Source organism: Pseudonocardia halophobica, assembly GCF_027922425.1.
Classification (GTDB): Bacteria; Actinomycetota; Actinomycetes; order Mycobacteriales; family Pseudonocardiaceae; genus Pseudonocardia; species Pseudonocardia halophobica.
Map to the genome: position 1 here is coordinate 280,098 of NZ_BSFQ01000003.1, position 23,320 is coordinate 303,417.

Annotated in this window: 22 protein-coding genes; 7 read left to right on the plus strand and 15 right to left on the minus strand. The window is 75.4% G+C overall.

The features are described from left to right. The first annotated feature begins 78 nt into the window (after positions 1–78). Positions 79–1,263 carry an MFS transporter gene (locus tag PKE99_RS05765; RefSeq protein WP_037043391.1) on the plus strand — a complete coding sequence of 395 codons (1,185 nt, stop codon included), beginning with the start codon at positions 79–81 and terminating at the stop codon, positions 1,261–1,263. 1 nt (position 1,264) lies between these two features. On the opposite strand, the gene PKE99_RS05770 is transcribed toward PKE99_RS05765, so the two are convergent. The 3 genes from PKE99_RS05770 to PKE99_RS05780 all read right to left on the minus strand — a co-directional run bounded on the left by PKE99_RS05770 (position 1,265) and on the right by PKE99_RS05780 (position 3,418). Beyond that, positions 1,265–1,834 carry a TetR/AcrR family transcriptional regulator gene (locus PKE99_RS05770; protein ID WP_037043379.1) on the minus strand — a complete coding sequence of 190 codons (570 nt, stop codon included), beginning with the start codon at positions 1,832–1,834 and terminating at the stop codon, positions 1,265–1,267. A gap of 68 nt (positions 1,835–1,902) precedes the next feature. After that, a complete protein-coding gene (locus PKE99_RS05775) occupies positions 1,903–2,265 on the minus strand; it encodes an SPW repeat protein (protein WP_037043894.1) in 363 nt (120 codons plus the stop codon). 130 nt (positions 2,266–2,395) lie between these two features. Next, positions 2,396–3,418, minus strand: coding sequence for an iron-siderophore ABC transporter substrate-binding protein (locus PKE99_RS05780; protein WP_037043376.1), 1,023 nt, complete (start codon positions 3,416–3,418; stop codon positions 2,396–2,398). A gap of 154 nt (positions 3,419–3,572) precedes the next feature. On the opposite strand from PKE99_RS05780, the gene PKE99_RS05785 reads away from it, so the two are divergent. After that, positions 3,573–4,358, plus strand: a complete 786-nt coding sequence (locus PKE99_RS05785) for a S41 family peptidase (protein ID WP_051737131.1) — start codon at positions 3,573–3,575, stop codon at positions 4,356–4,358. 45 nt (positions 4,359–4,403) lie between these two features. Here PKE99_RS05785 and PKE99_RS05790 read toward each other — a convergent pair whose 3' ends face one another. From PKE99_RS05790 to PKE99_RS05835, 10 genes are all read right to left on the minus strand, one after another. Beyond that, positions 4,404–5,834, minus strand: a complete 1,431-nt coding sequence (locus PKE99_RS05790; protein WP_037043373.1) for a vWA domain-containing protein — start codon at positions 5,832–5,834, stop codon at positions 4,404–4,406. Positions 5,835–5,857: 23 nt separating this feature from the next. After that, positions 5,858–6,733: an AAA family ATPase gene (locus PKE99_RS05795; RefSeq protein WP_231498134.1), complete on the minus strand. Its 876-nt coding sequence runs from the start codon at positions 6,731–6,733 to the stop codon at positions 5,858–5,860. A gap of 94 nt (positions 6,734–6,827) precedes the next feature. Then, on the minus strand, positions 6,828–7,457 hold the full coding sequence (locus tag PKE99_RS05800) for an aspartate/glutamate racemase family protein (protein WP_037043367.1): 630 nt from the start codon (positions 7,455–7,457) through the stop codon (positions 6,828–6,830). Then, positions 7,439–8,803 carry an MmgE/PrpD family protein gene (locus PKE99_RS05805; protein WP_037043364.1) on the minus strand — a complete coding sequence of 455 codons (1,365 nt, stop codon included), beginning with the start codon at positions 8,801–8,803 and terminating at the stop codon, positions 7,439–7,441. The genes PKE99_RS05800 and PKE99_RS05805 overlap by 19 nt, the downstream gene beginning before the upstream one ends. Position 8,804: 1 nt before the next feature. Further along, a complete protein-coding gene (locus PKE99_RS05810) occupies positions 8,805–10,094 on the minus strand; it encodes an MFS transporter (protein ID WP_051737197.1) in 1,290 nt (429 codons plus the stop codon). 176 nt (positions 10,095–10,270) lie between these two features. Then, on the minus strand, positions 10,271–11,704 hold the full coding sequence (locus PKE99_RS05815; protein WP_037043362.1) for an MmgE/PrpD family protein: 1,434 nt from the start codon (positions 11,702–11,704) through the stop codon (positions 10,271–10,273). Further along, a complete protein-coding gene (locus PKE99_RS05820; RefSeq protein ID WP_037043361.1) occupies positions 11,701–12,528 on the minus strand; it encodes a cyclase family protein in 828 nt (275 codons plus the stop codon). The genes PKE99_RS05815 and PKE99_RS05820 overlap by 4 nt, the downstream gene beginning before the upstream one ends. Next, positions 12,525–13,412 (minus strand): HpcH/HpaI aldolase/citrate lyase family protein, encoded by an 888-nt coding sequence (locus tag PKE99_RS05825; RefSeq protein WP_063739710.1) that lies wholly within the window; start codon positions 13,410–13,412, stop codon positions 12,525–12,527. Before PKE99_RS05825 ends, PKE99_RS05820 begins: the two co-directional genes overlap by 4 nt. Then, on the minus strand, positions 13,409–14,623 hold the full coding sequence (locus PKE99_RS05830; RefSeq protein ID WP_037043360.1) for a CaiB/BaiF CoA transferase family protein: 1,215 nt from the start codon (positions 14,621–14,623) through the stop codon (positions 13,409–13,411). Before PKE99_RS05830 ends, PKE99_RS05825 begins: the two co-directional genes overlap by 4 nt. Then, positions 14,620–15,450 carry an IclR family transcriptional regulator gene (locus tag PKE99_RS05835; RefSeq protein ID WP_063739709.1) on the minus strand — a complete coding sequence of 277 codons (831 nt, stop codon included), beginning with the start codon at positions 15,448–15,450 and terminating at the stop codon, positions 14,620–14,622. The genes PKE99_RS05830 and PKE99_RS05835 overlap by 4 nt, the downstream gene beginning before the upstream one ends. A 163-nt stretch (positions 15,451–15,613) precedes the next feature. Between PKE99_RS05835 and PKE99_RS05840 the strand changes: the two genes are divergently transcribed. The 4 genes from PKE99_RS05840 to PKE99_RS05855 all read left to right on the plus strand — a co-directional run bounded on the left by PKE99_RS05840 (position 15,614) and on the right by PKE99_RS05855 (position 21,222). Then, positions 15,614–16,999 (plus strand): FAD-dependent oxidoreductase, encoded by a 1,386-nt coding sequence (locus PKE99_RS05840; protein WP_037043359.1) that lies wholly within the window; start codon positions 15,614–15,616, stop codon positions 16,997–16,999. Then, a complete protein-coding gene (locus PKE99_RS05845) occupies positions 16,996–18,465 on the plus strand; it encodes a dihydroorotase (protein ID WP_037043358.1) in 1,470 nt (489 codons plus the stop codon). The genes PKE99_RS05840 and PKE99_RS05845 overlap by 4 nt, the downstream gene beginning before the upstream one ends. A gap of 87 nt (positions 18,466–18,552) precedes the next feature. Next, on the plus strand, positions 18,553–20,646 hold the full coding sequence (locus tag PKE99_RS05850; protein ID WP_037043356.1) for a RecQ family ATP-dependent DNA helicase: 2,094 nt from the start codon (positions 18,553–18,555) through the stop codon (positions 20,644–20,646). 117 nt (positions 20,647–20,763) lie between these two features. Beyond that, entirely contained in the window at positions 20,764–21,222 is a 459-nt protein-coding gene (locus PKE99_RS05855) for a DUF6918 family protein (protein ID WP_037043354.1), read from the plus strand. 99 nt (positions 21,223–21,321) lie between these two features. Here the strand turns inward: PKE99_RS05855 and PKE99_RS05860 are convergent, their stop codons facing one another. Continuing rightward, entirely contained in the window at positions 21,322–21,630 is a 309-nt protein-coding gene (locus tag PKE99_RS05860; protein WP_037043353.1) for a hypothetical protein, read from the minus strand. A 63-nt stretch (positions 21,631–21,693) separates the two neighbouring features. Between PKE99_RS05860 and PKE99_RS05865 the strand changes: the two genes are divergently transcribed. Further along, on the plus strand, positions 21,694–22,137 hold the full coding sequence (locus PKE99_RS05865; protein WP_037043351.1) for a nitroreductase/quinone reductase family protein: 444 nt from the start codon (positions 21,694–21,696) through the stop codon (positions 22,135–22,137). Here the strand turns inward: PKE99_RS05865 and PKE99_RS05870 are convergent. Then, positions 22,103–23,293, minus strand: coding sequence for a methyltransferase domain-containing protein (locus PKE99_RS05870; protein ID WP_037043349.1), 1,191 nt, complete (start codon positions 23,291–23,293; stop codon positions 22,103–22,105). The two genes, PKE99_RS05865 and PKE99_RS05870, sit on opposite strands and share 35 nt — an antisense overlap. Positions 23,294–23,320 lie beyond the last annotated feature (27 nt).

The following is a 23,320-nucleotide window of genomic DNA, read 5'->3' on the forward strand; positions in this document are numbered from 1 at the left end:
CGGGAAGCACGGTGCGGTTCCATCCCATGATCCGGGATCACTTTCTCATCTTCTGATACCGCGGCGTACGGTCCACCCATGCCCACCACCGCCTCCCGCCGCCGCTGGGTGGTGCTCGCGATCGGCGTCCTCGCCCAGACCTCGGCCTGCGCGTTCGTCTACGGGGTCCCGTTCCTGGTGCCGGGGCTGCGCGACGCGATGGGCCTGTCGCTGGCCGCCGCGGGCACCTACGTCGCCGCGCCGACCACCGGGCTCCTGCTCACGCTGATCGCGTGGGGCGCGGCCGCGGACCGGTTCGGCGAGCGGAAGGTGATGGCCTCGGGGCTGCTGCTGGCGGGGCTCGTGATCGGCACGGTCGCGCTGCTGCCCCACCCCGGGCACGCCACCGTGCTGGGCCTGCTGGCCGTGGGCGGGGCGGCGTCGGCCAGCGTGTTCGCCGCGAGCGGCCGGATGATCATGGGCTGGTTCCCGCGCACCGAGCGCGGCCTGGCGATGGGGATCCGGCAGACCGCGCAACCGCTCGGCGTCGCACTGGCCGGGCTGGTCCTGCCGAGCCTGGCGGAGCGGACCGGCGCGATCGGCGCGCTGGTCGTCCCCGCCGCGCTCTGCCTGCTCTCGGCCGTGCTGGTCGTCGGGTTCGCGCCCGACCCGGCGCGGCCGCCGCGGACCGAGGGTGCGCGCGAGGGCTCGCCGTACGGGACGCCGGTGCTGTGGCGGGTGCACGCGGCGAGCGCCATGCTGGTCGTCCCCCAGTTCGCGATCAGCGCCTTCGCCACGGAGTACCTGGTGCGCCAGCAGGGCTGGAGCGCCACCGGGGCCGGCGCGTTCGTCGCGGTGATCCAGATCGCGGGCGCGCTCTCGCGGATCGGCTCCGGCGTGTGGTCGGACCGGGTCGGGTCGCGGCTGCGGCCGATGCGGCAGCTCGCGGTGGGCGCGACGCTCGTCCTGCTCGTCTTCGCCCTGGGCGACGCGGTCGCCCCGTGGCTGGCCGTCGCCGCGCTGGCCGTCGGCGGGATCGTCACCGTGGCCGACAACGGGCTGGCCTTCACCGCGGTCGCCGAGATCGCCGGGGCGACGTGGTCCGGGCGGGCCCTCGGCATCCAGAACACCGGGCAGAACGTCGTGTCGTCGCTGACCCCGGTCGCGCTGGGCGCGGTCGTCGGGGCGGCGGGCTACGCGCTGGGGTTCGTGGTGGCCGCGGCGGCGCCGCTGGCCGCGATCGCCCTCACCCCGGTGCGGGACGAGCCCGAACCCAGCTGGTGAGTCAGCCGACGCCGGCGTCGAGGGCCGCGGCGAGGAAGCGCAGCTCGGGCCGCAGGTCGAGCCGGGCCGGCGACTCCTCGTCGGCGTGCCGGTAGACCGAGTGCCGGTAGCTCAGCGTCGACGCCAGCAGCAGCGCCGCGCTGTCGACGCCGGTCCCGGCGCCCTCCCGGGCCGCGAGCAGCACGGCCCGGATCTCCTCGACGAACCGGTCGAACCGGCCGTGCAGGGCGTCGCGCACCGCGGGGTGCGTGTCGGCCTCGCGCCACAGCAGGTGGGAGAGCACGGCGGAGGACCCGAGCCGCTCGTCGAGCACGGCGACGAGCCGGCAGAGGCTCTCCGTGACGTCGCCGGGCACGACCACCGCCGCCCGGTCGACGGTCTCCTCCGGCAGCCGCCCGACCAGCGCGGTGAGCAGGTCGACCTTCTTCGCGAAGTAGTAGTGCACCAGGCCCTTCGGCACGTCGGCGCGCTCGGCGATCTTCGAGGTGGGCGTCGCGTCGAACCCCCGCTCGGCGAAGAGCTCCTCCGCCGCGGCGAGGATGCGCTCGCGCGCCGGTTCCGGTGCGGTCATCGCGTCCCATCCTGCACGCACGAGGGGCCGCGACCCCCGCGGGTCGCGGCCCCTCGTCCCTCGATCGGTCAGTGGGTTCCGGCCAGCCCGCGGTGGGCGCTGGTGGCCGCCGGCAGGGCGCTCGCGGCGACCAGCACCGCGAGGACACCGGCGACCCACGAGGTCCACGCGGCCCCGGTGAGGTCGCTGTAACCCATCACCCACGGGGCGATGAACAGCAGCACACCGAGCACACCGTGCCCGTACTCGCTCGCCACCGAACCCGGTGCGGCGAGCGACCACAGAGCGGTCAGGGCGAGCACCACGCCGAGGACGACGAGCGGCCACGCCGCGGCCGCGTCCGTGGCCACCACGACGGGCGACAGGGCGGCCAGGACGCCGATCACCAGGGCGACCCAGTCCTGCCACCGTGTCCACGCCTTCGCGGTCATCACGATCACTTCCCTCCAGGAGACTTCCCGACGCCTCCGGTCTACGCCTTGACTGGCCGCCCGGTCAACTTCGTCGCCGAGTGATCCACGACTCGCCGGCCGGGCACGTCCCGACCGGCGAGCGCGCAGGTCAGCGGCGGCTTCGGGTGGCCGCCTCGGCGAGGACCGGCAGGTAGGCGTCGAGCACCCACGGGATCGACAGGACCGACGGCGACGAGCTGGCCGCCACCCGGTCCGCCCCGATGATCGGCGCGTAGCCCCCGGCCTTCACGGCGGGCATCTCCTGCACGGCAGGGTCGGCGCGGAACGCGGCGTCGAGGTCCGGCGTGCCGAAGAACCCGACGAGCAGGTCGGACTGCAGCCGCGGGACCAGCTCGGCGCTGACCGTGTAGTAGACCGCCTCGCCTCCGGGGGCGTTCTGCTCGACGAAGGGCGCCGACGTCATCCCGAGGTCTTCCAGCAGCCGGACCCGGACGTCCGTCGGCCGGAAGATGCCGAGCTGCCCGCCGTCCATCCCGCCGGTGTAGGCGAACGTGGCCCCCGCGAGCTGCGGGTACTCCGACGTGGCCGCGGCCAGCCGGGACTGCGTGGCCACGACGAGCTCCTCGGCCCGGGTGCTGCGGGCCAGCGCGCGGCCGGCGATCCGGGTCTGCTCCTGCCAGCTCGTGGAGTACGGCGCGTCCGGGTAGGCGACGACGGGCGCGGTCCGGGAGAGCGTGTCGTACTCGTCCTGGGTGAGCCCGGAGTAGGTGGCGAGGATCAGGTCGGGCTGCGCGGCGGCGATCGCCTCGAACGCGATCGGCTCCAGCGACCGCCCGACGACCTGCGGCATCGGCTTGCCGGCCAGCGCGTCCCGGACCCACGGGAGCACACCCTCGGCGTCGCCGCCGTAGTCGAAGAACGGCATCGCGACGGGCACCACGCCGAGCGCGATCGCCACGTCCTGGTTGGCGGCGCTCACCGTCGCGACGCGGGTGGGCTCGGCCTCGATCGTCGTGGTGCCGAGCTTGTGCGTGATCGTGACGGGGAAGCCGTCGCCGCCGCCCGCGGAGGAGGGCGTGTCCCCGCCGGACGCACACCCGGCGAGGGTCAGCGCGGCAAGGCCCGACGCGGACAGGACGAAGGAACGGCGGGACAGGGTCGGCACGTGCATGGCTCCCGGGACGTCGTGGCAGTACGTCGGTGAGCCTAACCTCAGTACTGCGGGGATCCTGCACGAATCGGACACACCCCGCGCAGGCCATACTGGGCCGGTGATCGGGCGCGGCAGGCGGGAGCGGAAGGCCAGGGAGAGCTCGGAGAGGGCGGTGAGCGCGGCGCTCGACCTCATGGAGGGCCGGGCCCTGCACGCCGACCGGGTCGACTGGTCCGCCGCCCGGACGGACGTCCTCGGCGCGCTCGACGACCCGGAGCAGCTCGAGCTGAAGCTGTTCCACCTCGTCAGGCAGGCGGGTGGGCCGCACGGCGGCGTCCGCCGCGCCCGGCCGGCGACCGGGGCTCCGGAGCTGCCGGGGATCGAGGAGCAGGGCGACGCGGTCGTCGTCGGCCTGCCCTCCTGTGCCGAGCACGACGCCCGGACCTACGTCGACGCCGCCCGCGCGGCACTCGGCGGCCGCACCCCGGAGCGGTGGATCGTGGACCTGCGCGGCACCGGCGGCGGGTCGCCGTGGCCGCTGCTCGCCGCCGTGGCGCCGCTCCTCGGCGAGGGCGAGGTCGGCGCGTTCGTGGACCGGAAGGGCGGCCGCACCCCGTGGACCGTGCGCGACGGCGTGGTCTCGCTGGGCGGGACCCCGCAGCTCCAGGGCCCGCCCGGCCGCTTCGACGGGCCCGTCTCCGTGCTGACGGACGGGAACACGGCGAACTCGGGCGAGGCCGTGGCCGTCGCCTTCCGCGGCCGGCCCGACGCCCGCTCCTACGGCGCCCCCACCCTCGGCTTCAGCACCGGCGTCGAGTCCGCGCCGCTGCCCGGCGGGCTGGTGCTCACGGTCGCGACCAGCCGCTTCGCCGACCGCACCGGCCAGGTGTACGGCGGCCCCGTCGCCCCCGACGTCCCCAGCGACGACCCGCTCAGCATGGCCCTCTGGGACCTGTGAGTGGCGATGGTCGCCAGAACGACCATCGCCACTCACGAGCGGGCGTCAGACGGGCAGGAGGGCCTCGACGACGTCGGCGAGCTGGCCCGCGGTGCGGCACTCGTGCATCGGCAGGACGTCGGCGTAGCGATGCGCGGCGGAGTCGCCGGTCCCCCACTGCCGCTCGGGCTCCGGGTTGAGCCAGTGCGCGTGCCGGGCCTGCCCGGCGAGCCGGCGCAGCACGGCGAGGTTCGGGTCGCGGTAGTTCGTGCGGGCGTCGCCGAGGATCAGCAGCGAGGTCTTCGAGGTGATCGCCTCGCCCCAGAACTCGCCGAAGCTGCCCAGCGCGTGCCCGTAGTCGGAGTGCCCGTCGAAGGCGGTGAGGTCCGCCTCGCGCAGCACCCGCTGCATGACCCCGGAGAGCTCGGCGCCGGGCTCGAACAGGTGCGTGACCTCGTCCGTCTTCTCGACGAACGCGAACACCCGTACCTTCGAGAACTGCTCGCGCAGCGCCTGGACCAGCAGCAGCGTGAAGTGCGAGAACCCGGCGACCGAGCCGGAGACGTCGCAGAGGATCACCAGCTCCGGGCGCCCCGGGCGGCGGGTCTTGTAGGCGGGCTTCATCGGCACCCCGCCGGTCGACATGGACCGCCGCAGCGTGCGGCGCATGTCCAGGGTGCCGCGCTTGGCGTGCTTGCGACGCACCGCGAGCCGGCTCGCCAACCGCCGGGCCAGCGGGTGCACGGTGCGGCGGAGCTGGGCGAGCTGCTCGGCGTAGGCGGAGAGGAACTCGACCTGCTCGGCCTGCTTGGGCACGGCCGTCTTCGCGACCTGGTCCCGGCCGCGCTGTTCCGCGGTCCGGCGCCGCACCTCGTCCTGCACCATCTTGCGGAACCGGGCGATGCGGTCGCGGATCTCGCGGCGGCGGACCTCGTCGGTGAAGTCGTCCGTCGGGTCGCCGTCCTGGCGCATCCCGTCGAGGATCCGGGCGAGCAGCGTCTCCGGCGACATCAGCCGCAGGGCCTGGTAGGCCGACCAACTGGGCCGGCCGTTGACGCCCTGCACGCCGGTGCCGCTGGCCCCGGCGGTGCCGAGGGCGTCGACGGCCGCGCGGGCCAGCTCGCGCAGTGCCTCCTCGTCGCCGGCGAGCAGCAGGTCGGCGAGCAGATCGCGCAGGGCGTCGACGTCGACCGGGCCCTCCGACCCGTCGTCCGTCTCCGTGCGCGGCACCTCCACGTCCTGGGCGCCGACCCCGAGGGCGGGCGGGAAGTACAGGTCGAAGAGGGTGTCGAAGACCTCGCGCTGGCCGGAGCGGCGCAGCAGCGCGGACGCGAGCCCCTCGCGCAGCTCGCGCCGGCGCAGCAGGTCGAGCGCGCCGACGACCTCGGCCGCGTCGACCGTCTCGCCCGGCCCGACGGCCACGCCGTGCCGGCGCAGCGCGCCGACGAAGTCGACGAGGTGACCGGGCAGCCCGTGCTCGGGGGTCGTGACGGCCATCGGGGCCTCCTCGGTTGGACGGCTCAGTTCAGCCGGAGTTCCGCACTCGCCTTGACCTGGTCGGACTGGTGCTTGAGGACGACGCCGAGGGTCTGCCGGACGGCGTCGTCGTCGAGGGTGTCGAGGCCGAGGGCCAGCAGCGTGCGGCCCCAGTCGATGGTCTCGGCGACCGACGGGACCTTGCGCAGCTCCATGGCCCGCAGCACCCGCACGGTCCGCACCAGCGCGTCGGCCAGCGCCTGGGGCAGCTCCGGGACGCGGGTCAGCACGATCCGGCGCTCGAGGTCCGGGTCGGGGAAGTCCAGGTGCAGGAACAGGCAGCGGCGCTTGAGCGCCTCGGACAGCTCGCGCGTGGAGTTCGAGGTCAGCAGCGCGAACGGCTTGCGGGTCGCGGTGACCGTGCCCATCTCCGGGATGGAGACCTGGTAGTCCGACAGGACCTCCAGCAGCAGGCCCTCGACCTCGACGTCCGCCTTGTCCATCTCGTCGATGAGCAGGACCGTCGGGTCGTCCCGGCGGATCGCGGTGAGCAGCGGGCGCGGCAGGAGGAACTCCTCGGAGAACACGTCGTCCCGGGTGGCGTCCCAGCTCTCGTGCCCCTGCCCGGCGGTGATCCGCAGCAGCTGCTTGGCGTGGTTCCACTCGTAGAGCGCGCGGGCCTCGTCGATGCCCTCGTAGCACTGCAGGCGCACCAGCCCGGAGCCGGTCGCGGCGGCGACCGCCTTCGCGAGCTCGGTCTTGCCGACGCCGGCGGGGCCCTCCACGAGGAGCGGCTTGCCGAGCCGGTCGGCGAGGTACACGGTCGTCGCGACGGCGGTCGACGCGAGGTAGCCGACGCCCTCGAGGCGCTCGGTGACCTCGTCGACCGAACCGAACAGCGGTGACTGGGTGGCCTTCACCCGGATCATCCTGCCTTGTGGGTACCGGCCCCGCCCAGCCGTGTTGCCGATCGGACGTTCAGTCGGGGGTGAGTGGTGCGTCACACCGCGATCGTCAGCGGAGCAGCCGCAGGGCCGTGGAGATCGGGTCGAGGAGCCGCGGCAGGGCCGGATCGAGCCCTTCTTCGACGTCGACGGCCGAGCAACCGTTGAGCACGACGTCGGCGCCGGCGGCCCCGGCCCGCTCCAGCGCGGGCCGCACCGCCCGCACCCAGCGGTCGCCGTCCTCGATGTCCTCGACGGCGAGGTCCAGCACGGTGACCCCGAGGAAGGCGCCGGACCAGCCGTAGGCGGCGATCCGCGCCTCGAGCTCCGCGGCGATGGCCCGGTTGCGGGCGACGGCGGCGACCCTGGCCCCGGCGAGCACGGCGGCCCCGACCCCGAGCCGCAGCAGGCCGAGCGTCGGCGGAAACGGCTGCTCACCCCCGGGGGCCGGTACCGCCGGGTCGAGCACGCAGTCCGGCAGGGTCGCGTCCACCCCGGGCCGCGCCGCGGCGAGGGCCTTCCCGACCAGTTCCTCCGACGCCCGGACGTCGGCCTCGGTCTCCAGTGCGCGGGGCGCCTCCGGCCCGATGTCGTGCAGCTCGACCCGGACGCCCCGCGGCGCCAGTGCGTCGTAGCGGGCCTGGCGGCGGGCGACCTCGGCCTCGTCGACGTGGATCGGGGTCACGGCGTGGATACGCACGACCGGTCCTCCTTCAGCCCGGCGAGACCGCGCAGCGCGTCCCCGACGGCGGGCAGGCCGGGCAACGCCGCGCACACGGCCTGGATCGCGTCCACCGGCTCGCTGCCGCCGAGCAGGTCCGCGAGCAGCGTCGGCAACGTCTGCGTGGTGAACGGGTGATGGTCGGCGTCGCCCACCGGGTTCGGGGCCTCCGCGGTGACCGTCCCGGCCACCGACCGGACGGTGACGCGCGCGGGGCGCTCCGCGGGCAGCCGGGCGTCGAGGTCGGGGGCGGCCCGGACCGTCACGCGGGCGGCCAGCGCCGCGGTCGCGGGATCGGCGAGGGCCTCGGCCGACAGTGCCGCCGGGTCCATCCGGCCGCGCCGCAGCGCCGTCGCGACCGTGAACGGCACCGAGAACATCGCGGCCAGCGGGCCGGTCCAGGTGCGGCGGTCGAGGCCGGCGGCGAGCGAGTGCGTCTCGACCAGCACCTCCTCCACCTCCCCGTCGAGGCGGCCGCGCAGCTCCAGCGCGGCGTCGACGGCGGCGTGGGTGAACGAGCACGAGGCGTGCCGCTTGACGTATCCGCCCTCGACCTCCCAGCGGCTGCCCGGATCCGCGTCGAGCTCCGCCGGATCGAGCTCGCCCAGCAACTCCCCGAGCGACCCGGCCGCGGTCCCGGTCGACCGGGCGAGCCCGGCCGCGGCCATCCGCGCCGCGGCGAGGCCGGAGACGTTCGCCGACCCCATCCACGCGTCGCGGACCCGGTTGCCGTCGAGCGCGCTGGCGAAGTGCCCGGCGATCGGCATGCCGCTGCCGGCGTCGATCGCCCCGGCGGTGGCCCCGGCGTCGAGCCCGAGCAGGCGCGCACAGCCCGCCGCCGCCCCGGTCACGCCCCAGTTGCCGTGCGGGTGCGTGCCGGGCCGCAGCCGGGTGGCCCGGCCGAAGCGGGCCCCGACCTCGTAGGCCGCGAGCAGGGCGGCGAGCGTGTCCGGCCCGGACGCGTCCCGCTCGGCGGCCAGGGCCAGCACCGCCGGGAAGGCGTGCGCGGCGGGGTGGCCCTTGGCCCGCTTGTGGCCCTCGTCGAGCTCGAGCCGGACGAGCGCGGTCGCGTTGAGCCACGCGGCCGCCTCGACCATCGTCGTGCACCCGGCCCCGACGAGCGGCGCCGGGCCGGGTCCCGGCGTCCAGGCCTCGACGAGCCGGCGCTGCTCGGGCTCGCGGGCGCCGAGCGCCGTCACACCGAGGACGTCGAGGAGGACCAGGCCGAGCCGCTCCCGCGGCCCGGCCGGCACGTCGGCCCAGCGCAGCCCCGCGACCCAGGCCCCGAGCCGGTCGACGGCCGCGCGGACCTCGCGCTGCCGCACCTCAGGCGGTGGTGGCGGTCGAGCGGGTCGCGGCGCCCTCGGCCGTGCGGGCGGGCTCGCGCGGCACCAGCAGCATGAGCAGCGCACCGCCGACGGCGAGCACCGCCATCACGATGAACCCGCTGGTGAACGTGCCGGTGCCGGCGACGATGAACCCCATGACCGACGGGGCCACGATGCCCGACGACGCGAAGGCGGCGTCGGCGAACCCGGCGGCGCTGCCCGGCTGGTCCGGGGCGGCGTCGATCGAGGCCACCCACCAGATGCCGCCCGTGACGAACCCGAAGCCCACGCCGCAGGAGATCGAGATGATCGCGACGGCCAGGCTGGGCACGAGCAGCATCGGGATCAGCGAGCACCCGGCGAGCAGCAGGGCCACGCCCATGACCGCGAACCGGCTGCGGATCCGCGGGCTGCGCCGGTACACCCGGTCGACCACGACGCCGCCGACGAGCGCACCGACCACGCCGGCCGCCCACGGGGCGACCGAGAACGCGCCGGCCTGCTTGAGGCTGAGCCCGTACGCGCTGGAGAAGAACGTCGGCAGCCAGTACATGAAGGCCCAGAACATGAAGCCCCAGGCGAAGTACCCGCCGGCGACGACCCACAGGTTGCGGTTGGTGAGCAGCGGCCGCCAGCGCACGGGGGCGCGCTCCGGCCGGGCGTCGGCCTCCTGGCCCGCGGCGATGTAGGCGCGCTCGGCGGCACTCACCCGCGGCGACTCGTCCGGCAGGTCGCGCAGCAGCGCGAGCGCGACCAGCGCCCAGACGCCGCCGAGGATCGCCATCGTCCAGAACATCCCCTTCCAGCCCAGCGCCCCGATGAGCCAGGTGAGCAGCGGGCCGGAGATGAGCAGACTGCCGGAGACCGCGACGCCGCCGCACAGCGCGAGGGCGACGCCGCGCTCGCGCACCGGCAGCCAGCGGCTCACGGCACGGGTGGCCGCCGGGAAGGCCGGGGACTCCCCGATCCCGAGCAGCAGCCGCACGATCAGCAGGCCGGCGAAGGAGCCCGCCACCGGGATCAGTGCGACGGAGACGGAGAACAGCATCACCGCGGCCAGCAGGACCTTGCGCGTGCCGAACCGGTCGACCAACGGCCCCGACACGAAGGCGAAGACCATGTACCCGACCGAGAAGACGCTGCTGATGATCCCGTACTGCGCGGTCGTGATCCCGAACGCCTGCTCCAGCGGTTGGACCGCGTAGGAGATGGCGCTCCGGTCCACGTAGTTGATGACGATCAGGGCGATGACCACCCCGATCGTCACGAAGCGGAAGCGACTGTGCATCTCGTGTTCCTCGGATTCCCCGGCCCGGTCCGGCGACCGGCCGATGTCCGCGTCATTGCGTTCCTGCCAGCGGAACAATCCTGACGCTCCTTTGCGCGGAAATACTCCTCTTATTGCTGCCTTACGTCAACGAACAGGTGAGTCGATAACAAGATCTCCTCAGGAATTCGTTCCGTTCAGAGGAACAATTCGGAGCGGCGCAGAATCGCGAGGGCGTCGCGGACGGGCCGGCCGTCGCGCAGGGCCCACACGGCGGCCACGACGTCCGCGGCGGCACCCGGCACCAGGGCGCGGTCGGCGTTCCCGGTGAACTTCGTCGACAGCTCGTCGGCGGAGAGCGGGTTGGCCGGACCGCCGCGGTTCGCCCGGACCCGTTCGGTGACCGTGCGGCCGTCGGCGAGCTCGGCGGTCAGGACCGCCGGGAACTGGCGCGGGAACAGCGCCGTCGACTCCTCGTCGGCGACCACCCGCACGCGGCCGGCCAGGTCGAGCCGCCGCGGGTCGGCGGCGGCCGCGTCGGTGAAGTCCTCGTGGAACACCCCGAGCCCGCCGCCGCCCAGCAGCGCGGCGGCCACGGTGTAGGGCCCGCTGAACGCCGCGTGGTACCCCGACCGCGGTCGCGCCTTCTCCTCGGGCGGCTCGGCGATGGTGCGCAGTACGGGGGCCGGGACGCCGAGGGTGAGGGCCCGCACGTCGTCCGGCTCCACCCCGTGGGCGCGCAGCGCGAGCGCCGCGTCGATCCCGGCGTGGGTGAAGTGGTTGCAGGGGTAGGGCTTGAAGAAGATCCCCGGCGTCTCCCACTCCTCGCCGAACCCGTCGGTGACACGCTCGACGTGCACCCGGTCGCCGCAGAAGGCCTGCAGGAACCCGAACCGCCCCTCGATCACGGTCGGCGGCCCGGTCAGGCCGTGCCGGGCCAGGTCCGCGGCGGCGACGCCGGCGTGCGCGGCCCAGCCGCAGTGCACCCGCTTGATCGTGCCGCCGGTCCGGTTCGCCTCGATGACCCCGGCGCCCATGCTGGCGGCGATCCCGACGACCGAGGTCAGCTGCTCGGCGTCGAGCCCGGACAGCATGCCCGCCGCGACGGCGGCGCCGACCGCGCCGCAGATCGCCGTGGCGTGCTGGCCGCGCTCGAAGAACACGGAGTTGCCCAGCTCCTCGTCGTAGCCGGCCATGCCGAGCCGGCAGGTCACCTCGATGCCGACGGCGGCCGCGGCCAGCATCGCCGGGCCGGACGCGCCGACCCGCTCGGCCGTTGCGAGCGCCGCCGGGATCACCGACGACGACGGGTGCAGCACGGACGGCAGGTGCGTGTCGTCGAAGTCGAGGGAGTGCGCGAGGGTGCCGTTGACCAGCGCGGCCGACGGGGCGGGCAGCGGCTCGGCGCGGCCGACGGCGGTGGCCGTGCCGCCCCCGCCCCACTCCCCCACGACCGCGCCGACGATCCGGGCCGGCTCCTCGCGGGTGGCCGCCAGGCAGTTGCCGAGGACGTCGACGGTGCGGGCGACGACGTCGTCCGCCACGTCGGTGGGGATGCCGTCGGCGGCGATCCGCGCGGCGACCTCGCCGATCCGCTGGGCCGGGGTGCGGGTGGCGGTCGGGGCGCTCACGCGGCCACCACCGCGAGCGGGCGGACCGGCGCACCCGTGCCACCGACGATGCGCAGCGGGGCGAACACGGCCAGGAACTCCCCGAGCCCGGCCGCGGCGGCGTCCTCGAGCGCGAGGTGCTCCACGATGTGGATGCCGTGCTCGACCAGCAGCACCCGGTGCACCGGCAGGACGCGGTGCCCGGCGCCAGCGGGGATCTGCTCGAAGGCGGTGGTGTCGGAGCCGGTCGCGACCACGCCGCGCTCGGCGAGCCAGCGCGCCCCGTCGACGGTCACGCCGGGCACCCCGGACTCCTTGCCGAGGTAGGCGGTCGTGTCGCCGAACAGGCGGCCCCACCCGGTCCGGACCAGCGCGATGTCGCCCCGCCCCGGCTCGGCGCCCACCCGCGCGGCCGCGGCCTCGAGGTCCCCGGCCGTGACGCCGTAGCCGCCCTCGAGGGTGTCGACCCCATGCACCGCGGCCACGTCGAGCAGCACCCCGCGGGTGACCATCGGCGGGATGGTCTCGGCCCCGTGCGCGGTGTGCTTCCCGCCGCGCTGCGCCTCGGCGGCGTCGATCCCGCCGTGCAGCAGGCCCTCGTGGCTGACGTGGGACAACGCGTCGACGTGGGTGCCGACGTGCCCGCCGGTCACGATGATCTCGTTCGAGGCCGAGCCGCCGTCGGGCCGGACGGCGTCGCCGTGCCGGCGCTCGAGCGTCATCCGGAAGCCGGGGTGGTTGGGCGAGCTGGGCATGCCGGTGTAGAGCGGGTGCCCCAGCTCGATCACGCGGGCGCCGGCGCGGACCGCGTCCAGCAGCGCGGAACCCGTGGTCGTGGCGGTCATGGGAGCTCCTTCCCGGCGCGCGGGCGGTGCTGCGCCGGTTCGTGGGGGTCGGGGAGGGTGTCCGCGAGCTCGACGACCCAGCGCGCCCCGGACACCACCGCGGGGTCGACGAACCGGCCCCGCGGGTCGACCCAGGCGGACTCGCCGGCCGACTCCAGCGACCGGAGCAGCTCGCGCGCCCGGGCGACCTCGTCCGGGTCGGGGGTGAAGGCCCGGTGCACCGGGCCGATCTGGGCGGGGTGGATCACCGAGCGGCCGAAGAAGCCGGCGTCGCGGGCGGCGGCGGAGTCGGCCGCGAGGCCCTCCGGATCGCCCAGGTCGGTCCAGACGCTGGCCACCGGGCTCGGCAGGCCGGCGGCCCGGGCGGCGACGACCACCCGGCCGCGGGCCCACTCCAGCCCGGACCCGCGGACCCGCAGGTCGGCGGCGAGGTCGGCCTCGCCGAGCGAGAGGCCGGCGACCAGCGGGTGGCAGGTGGCGAGCCCGAAGGCCCGTTCCACGCCCAGGGCGTTCTCGACCAGCAGGTGCAGCGGTCGGCCCAGCCGCTCGGCCAGTGCGGCGACGGCCGCGGGATCGTCCGCCTTGGGCACCCGGACCCCGTCGATGTCCGCCCCGGCGAGGGCGGCGAGGTCGTCGGCGGCCCAGGGCGTGCCGATGCCGTTCATCCGCACCCACACCGGGAGCCGGCCCCGCGAGACGGACGCGGCGGCCTCGCGCGCGGCGGCCTTGGCGTCGGCGGGGACGGCGTCCTCGAGGTCGAGCACCACGGCGTCGGCCGCCCCCGCCAGCGCCTTCGCGACGACGTCGGTCCGGTGGGCGGGTACGTAGAGCCAGCTCCGCGCGCGGCCGAGGGCGGTGCGCGGGGCAGTGGGCGCGACCGTCACACGACCCCCTCCGTGCGCAGCCGCTCCAGCTCGGCGGCGTCGACGCCGTAGCGGCCCAGGACCTCCGCCGTGTCGCGGCCCAGCCGCGGACCGGCGCTGCGGACCCGGCCGGGCGTCTCCGACAGCCGGAACGGCACGTTCTGGAAGCGGATCGGGCCGAGCTCCTCGTCGTCGACCCGGACGATGCTGCCGAGCGCGGCGTACTGCGGGTCGGCCAGCACGTCGGCGGCGGTGTAGATCGGGGCGACGGCGGCCTCGGCCTTCTCGAAGGCCTCGATCACGTCGTCGCGGTCCCGCGCCGCGATCCAGGCGCCCACCGCCGCGTCGAGCTCCTCGACGTGCTCGGCACGCGAGGCGCCGGAGGCGAACCACGGCTCGTCGATCAGCTCGGGCGCCCCGACCAGCCGCATCACGCGCTCGGCGATCGACTGGGCGCTGGTGGACACGGCGACCCAGCGGCCGTCCGCGCAGCGGTAGGTGTTGCGCGGCGCGTTGTTGGTGGACCGGTTGCCGGTGCGCGGCTGCAGGACGCCGAGCTGGTCGTACCCGATGACCTGCGGGCCGAGCAGGTGCAGCAGCGGCTCGATGATGGCCATGTCGAGCACCTGCCCGCGGCCGGTGGTCTCCCGCGCCCGCAGCGCCGTCATGATCCCGAACGCCGTGGTCAGGGCCGCGACGCCGTCGGCGAGGCCGAAGGGCGGCAGGGTGGGCGGGCCGTCCGGCTCGCCGGTGATCGCGGCGAAGCCGCTCATGGCCTCGGCGAGCGTGCCGAACCCCGGGCGCGACGCGTAGGGCCCGAACTGCCCGAACCCGGTGACCCGGGCGAGGACCAGCCGCGGGTTGCGGGCCGAGAGCTCCTCCCAGCCCAGCCCCCAGCGCTCCAGGGTCCCCGGGCGGAAGTTCTCGATCACCACGTCCGCGTCGGCGGCGAGCTCGCGGAACAGCTCCTGCCCGCGCGGTGTGGACAGCACGAGCGTGACGGACTTCTTGTTGCGCGCCAGCATCTTCCACCAGAGGCCGACGCCGTCGCGCTGCACGCCGTGGGTCCGTGCGGGGTCCCCGCGCGGGTGCTCGATCTTGATCACCTCGGCGCCGTGGTCGCCGAGCAGGGTCGCCGCGAGGGGCCCGGCGAACAGCGTGGACGCGTCGAGGACCCGCAGGCCCTCCAGCGCGTCCGGGCCGGCTCCGGGCAGGGTGCCTGGTGCGGTCATGACGTCCTTCCGGCTACGACGGGCGCAGCGTTGCGTGCGGGCGTGCGGGGCGGTCGGGCGGGAGCGCGGTCGGCGAGCCGTGCGGAGACCCGGGCTGCGGCCGCGACGACCTCGGGCGCGGTGGCCGCGACGAACTCGTCCGTGACCCGGAACCGGGGTCCGCAGACCGAGACCGCGCCGACGACGTCGCCCGACGGGCCGAAGACCGGGGCCGCGACGGACCCGGCGTCGGCCTGCCGCTCGCCGGCGGAGGCCGCGTAGCCGCACTCCCGGATCCGGTCGAGCTCGGCGTGCAGCACGTCCGGCTCGGTCAGGGTGGCGGCCGTCAGCGACGGGAGGGCACCGGCGAGCACCGCGTCGATCTCGTCGGCCGGGGCGAACGCGAGCATGCACTTGCCGGACGAGCCGGCGTGCAGCGGGAACCGGCGGCCGAGCTCGACGGACATGGTGATCTCGTGCGTCCCCACGACCTGGTCGAGGTAGACGCGGCCGCCGTGCACCTTCGCGCTCACCGTGGCGGTCTCCCGCAACCGGTCGCGCAGGTCGACCAGGTGGGGCAGCGCCGCCGAACGCAGGTCCGAGTCGCGCAGGGCGCGGCCGCCGAGGGCCACGGCGGCGGGCCCGAGACGGTACTCGCGGGTCGCCGGGTCGTAGGCGATCAGCCCGCGCCCGGTGAGCGACTGCAGGATGCGGTGCACGACCGCCTTCGACAGGTCCAGCTCGCGGGCCACCCGGGTGACCCCGAGCGTCGGCGGCCCGTCGGTGAAGAGCAGCAGCACGTCCGCCACCCGCTCGGTGGCCCCGGTGCCGCCGGTCGTCTCGGCCATGCGCCCCTCCGGTTGTCCCGCTCGACGGAACAAAGACTGAGCCGCGGGTGCGCCAGATGTCAAGCGATCCGTGTCAGGGCCTTGCATAAGTCCAGGTCGAGTGGTCTCATCGCTACACCCTACGAGGTCCGATGCTGTTTCTCTCAGCGGAACGGAGGTCCGGGTGACGGAGGTCGACCTGGTGATCGCCGGGGCGGGCGGTGGTCTCGCCGGCGCGACCCACGCCGCGCAGCTGGGGCTCGACGTGCTGGTGGTCGAGGCCGACCCGCACTTCCTGCGCGGCAACAACACCTCGATGTCGACGGCGATGGTCCCGGGCCCCGGGTCGCGCTTCCAGGCCGCCGCGGGGATCGAGGACTCTCCCGCCCGGTTCCTGGCCGACGTCGAGGCCAAGACGCACGGCACGGCCGACCCCGTGGTCGCCCGAGCCCTCGCCGAGGTCGGCGCCGAGCTGGTCGAATGGCTCGCCGACCACGTCGGCATGCCGATCGAGCTACCCACGGACTTCGACTACCCCGGCCATTCCGTTCCACGCGTGCACACGGTTCCGGGCCGGCACGGCTCGGCCCTGCTCAGGTACCTGTCCGACGCCGTGGCGGCGTCGCGGCGCGTCGACGTGCTCGCCCCCTGCCGGCTCGTCGACGCCCCGCCCGGGCCGGACGGGACCAGGGTCGCCGTCGTCGAGCATCCGGACGGGACCCGCGAGGAGATCGCGGCCCGCGCGGTCCTCCTGGCCACCAACGGTTTCGGCGCCGACCCGGAGCTCGTCCGGACCCACCTGCCGGAGATCGCCGACGCCCACTACCACGGCAGCGAGCACTCGCGCGGCGACGCGCTGCGGATCGGCACCGCACACGGCGCGGCCACGGGATGCCTGGACGCCTACCAGGGGCACGCCGCCCTCTCGGCGAAGGCCCGGACCCTCCTGACCTGGACCGCGGTCATGCACGGCGGGGCGGTCGTCGACGGGTCGGGCCGCCGCTTCGGCGACGAGACCACCGGTTACTCCGAGTACGCCGCCACCCTCGCCGCGCAGCCCGGCGGACGCGGCTGGATGGTGTACGACGGGCGGATCGACGCCCTGTGCCGCACGTTCACCGACTACCTCGACGTCCGCTCCGCCGGGGCCGTCCGCACGGGCGCGACCGTCGCGGAGCTCGCCGCCGCCACGGGTCTGCCGGCCGGGCCCCTGGCCGAGGAGATCGACGCCCTCGCCGCCGTCGCCCGCGGTGCGGCCGCGGACCGCTTCGGCCGCACGGTCGAGGCGCCGCTCACGAGCCCGTTCCACGCGGTGGAGATCGTGCCCGCGCTCTTCCACACCCAGGGCGGCCTGCGTGTCGACGCCCACGCCCGGGTCGTCGACGCCGGCGGCGCGCCGCTGCCGGGCCTCTACGCCTCCGGCGGGGCCGCGGTCGGGATCTCCGGCCACGGCGCCGCCGGCTACCTCGCCGGGAACGGGCTGCTGCCCGCCCTCGGCCTCGCCTACCTGGCCGCCGGGCACGTCGCCCGCGCGGCCGTTCCCTCCGTCGAAGAAGGTGCAGCACGATGAGCCAGCCCGACCTGATCATCCGCGACGTCCGGGTCGTCCGGCCCGGCGGGAGCGAGCCGCAGCACGCCGACATCGCCGTGACCGACGGGCGGGTGTCCGAGGTGGCGGGCCGGATCGAGGTGCCCGGGGGCACCGCCGTGCACGAGGGCCGCGGCCGCCTGGCCTTCCCCGGCGTGGTCGACGCGCACCAGCACTGGGGCATCTACAACCCGCTCGCCGAGGACACCGCGACCGAGAGCCGCGCGTGCGCCCAGGGCGGCGTGACGACCTCGCTGACCTACATGCGCACCGGGCAGTACTACCTCAACCGGGGCGGCAGCTACGCCGAGGTCTTCCCCGAGGTGCTGGCCGCGGCGGAGGGCCGCTCGTACGTCGACTACGCCTTCCACCTCGCCCCGATGCAGCGCTCGCACATCGACGAGATCCCGGCACTGGTCCGGGACCACGGTGTGACCTCGTTCAAGATCTTCATGTTCTACGGCAGCCACGGCCTGCACGGTCGCTCGGCGGACCAGAACTCGTTCCTCATGATCCCCGAGGGCGAGCGGTACGACCTGGCGCACTTCGAGTTCGTCATGCGCGGCATCCAGGCGGCGCGCGAGGCGAACCCGGACATCGCCGACCAGATCTCGCTGTCGCTGCATTGCGAGACGGCCGAGATCATGACCGCCTACACGAAGCTCGTCGAGGAGGAGGGGCGGCTCACCGGGCTCGAGGCCTACAGCGCCTCCCGTCCGCCGCACTCCGAGGGCCTCGCGGTCACCATCGCCTCCTACCTCGCGCACGAGACGCAGCTGCCCACGATCAACCTGCTGCACCTGTCGTCGGCCAAGGCGATGGAGGCGGCGATGACCATGGCGCGCGCCTTCCCGCACGTCGACTTCCGCCGCGAGGTCACGATCGGGCACCTGCTCACGGACGTGACCACGGCGGACGGCATCGGCGCCAAGGTGAACCCGCCGATCCGGCCGCGCGAGGACGTCGAGGCGCTGTGGGGGCACCTGCTGGCCGGGGACGTGAGCTGGGTCGTCTCCGACCACGCGTGCTGCAAGGAGGAGCTGAAGTTCGGGAAGGACAAGAACGACGTGTTCGCCGCGAAGTCCGGCTTCGGCGGCACCGAGTACCTGCTGCCCGGGCTGGTCGGCGAGGGCCGCAAGCGGGGGCTGTCGATGTCCCGGGTCGCCGAGCTGACCGCCTGGAACCCGGCGCAGCGCCTCGGGCTGCCGACCAAGGGCGACATCGCGCCCGGCTTCGACGCCGACATCGCCCTCGTCGACCCGGACCGGTCGTACGTGGTCGACCCGGCGGACTCCGAGTCGACGCAGGAGTACACGCCCTTCCGCGGGCTGGAGATCGGGTCGACGGTCACCACGACCTTCCTGCGCGGGCGGCCGGTCTACGACGACGGGCAGGTCGTCGGCGAGCCGACCGGGCGCTACCTGCACCGGCCGACCGGCCGGGCCTGAGCGCCCCCGGCCCCGGGCCCGCGGTTCCGCGCGCCGGATCCGCGGGGCCGGTCGGTTCCTGTCGGGGGTTGCCGCCACCATGGGGGCGTGACCACCACGGAACAGGACCTGCGCTCGCGCGCCGAGGAGCTGCTGCAGACCCTCGCGGGCGAGGGCGCCCGGCTGCGCGAGGACCAGTGGCGGGCGATCCACGCCCTCGTTGCCGAGCACCGGCGCGCGCTGGTCGTGCAGCGCACCGGCTGGGGCAAGTCCGCGGTGTACTTCCTGGCCACGGCGCTACTACGGGAGCAGGGCGCGGGGCCCACGGTGATCGTGTCACCGCTGCTCGCGCTGATGCGCAACCAGATCGACGCGGCCACCCGCGCCGGGATCGTGGCCGTCACGGTCAACTCCGCGAACCTCGACGAGTGGGAGCAGACCTACGCCGAGATCGCCGCCGGCGAGGTCGACGTCCTGCTCGTGAGCCCGGAGCGGCTCAACAACCCGGACTTCCGGGACCGCGTGCTGCCCGAGCTGACCCGGACCGCGGGGATGCTGGTGGTCGACGAGGCGCACTGCGTGTCCGACTGGGGGCACGACTTCCGCCCCGACTACCGGCGGCTGCGCGCACTGATCGCCGAGCTCCCCGAGGGTATCCCGGTGCTGGCCACCACGGCCACGGCCAACGACCGCGTGGTCACGGACGTGACCGAGCAGCTGGGGTTGCAGTCCGGCGAGCCGCTGGTGCTGCGCGGCTCGCTCGACCGCGATTCCCTGCGGCTGTCCGTGGTGTCGATCGACTCGCCCGCCGACCGGCTGGCCTGGCTCGCCTCCCGGCTCGACGAGCTGCCCGGCGCCGGGATCGTCTACACGCTCACCGTGCAGGCGGCGGAGGAGGTCGCGGAGTTCCTGCGCGAGCGCGGCTTCGCCGTGCGCGCCTACACCGGTAGGACGGACGCCGAGGAGCGGCTCGACGCGGAGGCCGACCTGCTCGGCAACCGGGTGAAGGCGCTGGTCGCCACGTCGGCGCTCGGGATGGGCTTCGACAAGCCGGATCTCGGGTTCGTCGTCCACCTCGGTGCGCCCTCCTCCCCCGTGGCCTACTACCAGCAGATCGGCCGCGCCGGGCGCGCGCTGGACCGGGCCGAGGTGGTGCTCCTGCCCGGCCGCGAGGACCGGGAGATCTGGGCGTACTTCGCCTCGCTGGCGTTCCCGCCGGAGCCGCTGGTGCGGCAGACCCTCGCCGCGCTGTCGGACCAGCCGCTCTCCACGGCCGCGCTGGAGACCCGCGTCGACCTGTCGCGCACGCGGCTCGAGATGCTGCTCAAGGTCCTCGACTCGGACGGGGCGGCGAAGCGGGTCAAGGGTGGCTGGATCGGCACCGGCGCGGAGTGGGTGTACGACCGCGAGCGGCACCAGCGGGTCGCCGCCGCGCGCAAGGCCGAGCAGCAGGCGATGCTCGACTACCTCTCCACGGACGAGTGCCGGCTGGTCTTCCTGCGCCGCCAGCTCGACGATCCGGACCCCACGCCGTGCGGCCGGTGCGACGTCTGCAGCGGCACCGTCTGGTCCCAGGAGGTCTCCGCCGACGTGTCGGCGGCCGCGGCCGAACGGCTGCAGAAGCCGGGCGTGGAGCTCGCGCCCCGCAAGATGTGGCCGAGCGGCATGAAGGAGCTGGGGATCCCGGCGTCGGGCCGGCTGAAGGCCGACGAGCTGGCCGAGCCCGGGCGGGCCGTCGGGCGGCTGTCGGACATCGGCTGGGGCACGCGGCTGCGCGAGCTACTCGCCGGGCCGGACCAGCCCGTTCCCTCCGACCTGCTCGACGCCGTGGTGCGCGTGCTCGCGGGCTGGGACTGGGCGCAGCGGCCGGTCGGCGTCGTCGGGATCGGGTCGCGCACCCGCCCCCACCAGCTCGAGCACCTGGCCCGCCGGATCGCCGAGATCGGGCGGTTGCCGCTGCTCGGCACGCTCCCCCCGGCCGGCGAGCGCCCGGGCACGCACGAGAACTCGGCGCAGCGGCTGGCCGCGGTGTGGGAGGGGTTCGACACCGCCGCGCTCCCCGACCTCTCGGCCGTCGGCGGACCCGTGCTCCTGGTCGACGACCTGGTCGACTCGGGCTGGACGATGACCGTCGCCGCCCGGGCCGTCCGCCGCGCGGGCGCCCCCGCCGTCCTCCCCCTCGCCCTGGCCCTGGCGGGCTGACCGCCTACCGCACCCGCCGTCACCGCGCGCTCACGGGGCCCGTCAGGGTGAATCACACGCGTGTAATACCTTCCGGACTCGCCCGCACCGACTCCCCGTGAGAGAGGACGAGCCCCCGTGACGCAGAACCTCGAGACCATCCTCACCGACCCCGCGCGCCGGCCCGCCGTCGTCGCCGACCTGAACGAGCTCGTCGGGCAGGAGGTGAAGGACAAGGGCGGCATGTCCGGCGCCGCCGTCAAGCTCGGCTACCAGACCGTGTCGAAGATCCGGCCCGGCGTGGTGCCCGCGGCGGTCGACCGGATGCTGCCCCAGTTCGCCGGCGCCCTGCAGCCCTTCTACGCCGACTACCGGACCGCCGGGGCGGGCACCGACTTCGGTGCCTACCTGGCCGGCCGCCCCGAGGCCGCCGACGCGCTGCTCGGTGTCACCGACCGGCGCGCCGAGGGCTCCAGCTCGGAGGCGCTGAAGAAGGCCTACGCCAAGCTGCGCCCGAACGCCCGCAAGAACGTCGAGGAGGCCCTCCCCCGCCTCGGCACCCTCATCGGCAGGCACGCGGCCTCCGCCGGCGTCTGAGCCGACCCCGACGCCTGCCGCGGCAGGCCGACGAGGCCGGGGGCGCCGACGACGTCGCCCCGGCCCGTCCGGGCACACCCGCCCGGCGGAGCACGCGCCTCAGTTCGGCGGCGCCTCGCCGAGCAGGTCGGCGACCAGCCGCTCGGACAGCCCCTCGGCGTCCCCGCGCCAACCCTGGTCGGCGTAGTCGAGCAGCTCGGCCGCGATCAGCTGGCCCACGGGCCCGGGATACCGGTCGAGCGCCACACCCGCCGCCCGGCGGATCCGCAGGACGGCCTCCGTGTCCAGCGGCGCGGGCCGCGGGTTCCACGGTCGCCGGGCCCGGATCCGTCCGGACGTCCAGCGGCCCGCAGGCGGCTCCAGCAGTACGCCCCCCGGCCGGTCCCGCCCGCTGTCCCCGACATCCACGCCCTGCCGTTCGCCCCGCCCCCGGCCGCCGTTACCCCGCTGAACGCGGCCTAGGCTCGGGCCGTGCCTCATGATCTCGTGCTGAAGGGCATGAACGCCGCCCACCGCCTGCTGCTCAAGGCGACCGGCGGCCGCGTCGGCCACGACGCCGCGGGGATGCCCGTCCTCGAGCTGACGACGGTCGGCCGGCGCAGCGGCGAGCCCCGCTCGGTCCTGCTCACCGCGCCGCTGGTGGAGGGCGACACCCTCGTGGTCGTCGCCTCGCGCGGCGGCGACGACCACCACCCGGCCTGGTTCCTCAACCTCCGCGACCACCCGGACGTGCAGGTCTCGGTGCGCGGCGGGCCGCGCGAGCCGCGCCGCGCGGAGATCGTGGGACCCGACGAGCGGCCTGCGCTGTGGGAGCGCATCGCCTCCCGCTATCGCAACTACGCCGGTTACCAGCGCCGGACCGATCGGGAGATCCCGCTGGTCAGGCTGGTGCCGGTGCCACCACCAACCGGCTGAGCTCCTTCTCGACGACCGCGCCCTCGCCGGGCAGCGCCGCCCCCGCGGGCACGGCGAGGATCCGCAGGTCCGCGGCGTGCGGCCGGCCTGCGGCGTGCCAGGCGTCGACCCCGGCCCGCAGCAGGCGCACGGCCGTCTCGCCCTCGGGCCCGAAGGCGCGCACCCCGGCCGGCTCGGTGACCAGCGCGGCGAGCCCGCCGGGCACGGTGACCGCCACCGTCGCCCGCCCCTGCCCGGTCGGGACCAGCCAGTACCCGGGCGGGTCCTCGGCGTCGCCGGTCAGCAGCCGCAGCGCTCCGGGGACCGTGAGCATGAGCCACAACCCCAGCCCGTCCCACACGTCCGCGCGGTCGAGGCTCCCGGTCGACCGGTGCAGCTTCCGCGGCTCGTCGAGCAGCCCGGCGACCGCCTCCAGGTCGGGGGTGTCGCCCTCCGGCACCTGCGCCGCCCACCCGGGTCCGACCCGCTCGACCGCCTCCGGCCCCGCACCGGCCCCGCGCAGCCGGATGAACGCGCAGCTGCGGACCGACCGGCTCTCCAGCACCCCGTCGGGCCGCAGGTCGAAGGCCACGGACAGCTGGCTGCCCCGGACCGTGAGCGGCAGCAGCAGCCGCCCGCCCGGCACGAGCTGGGCCACCCACTCCGGCCGGAGGTCCCAGCTGCCGACGGTGAGCACGATGCGGTCGTACGGGGCGGCGTCGGGGACGCCGAGTGCGCCGTCGCCGACCCGCAGGTCCACGCCGGTGATCCCGGCCTGCGCGAGGTGCCGCGCGGCCAGCTCGACCAGCTCGCCGTCGATGTCCACGGACACCACCCGCCCCGCGGGGCCGACGAGCCGGGCGAGCAGCGCGGCGTTGTACCCCGTGCCCGCACCGACCTCGAGGACGCGGTGCCCGGGCGCCGGCGCGAGCTGCTCCAGCATGATCGCCATCATCGAGGGCTGCGATGCGGAGCTGGTCGCGATCCCGTCGACGACCTGGGTCGGGACGGCCTCGTCGGCGTAGGCCTCGCGGATCGGGATACCGGGCAGGAAGAGGTGCCGCGGCACGGCCAGGAAGGCCTCGACCACGGCGGGGGTGATCGCGCACCCGTGCGCGCGGAGGCCGTGCACCAGCCGCGCGCGCGCCTGCGCCGGATCCGTCGCCGGGTCGGTCATCCGCAGAGTCTGCCCCTGCCGGACCGT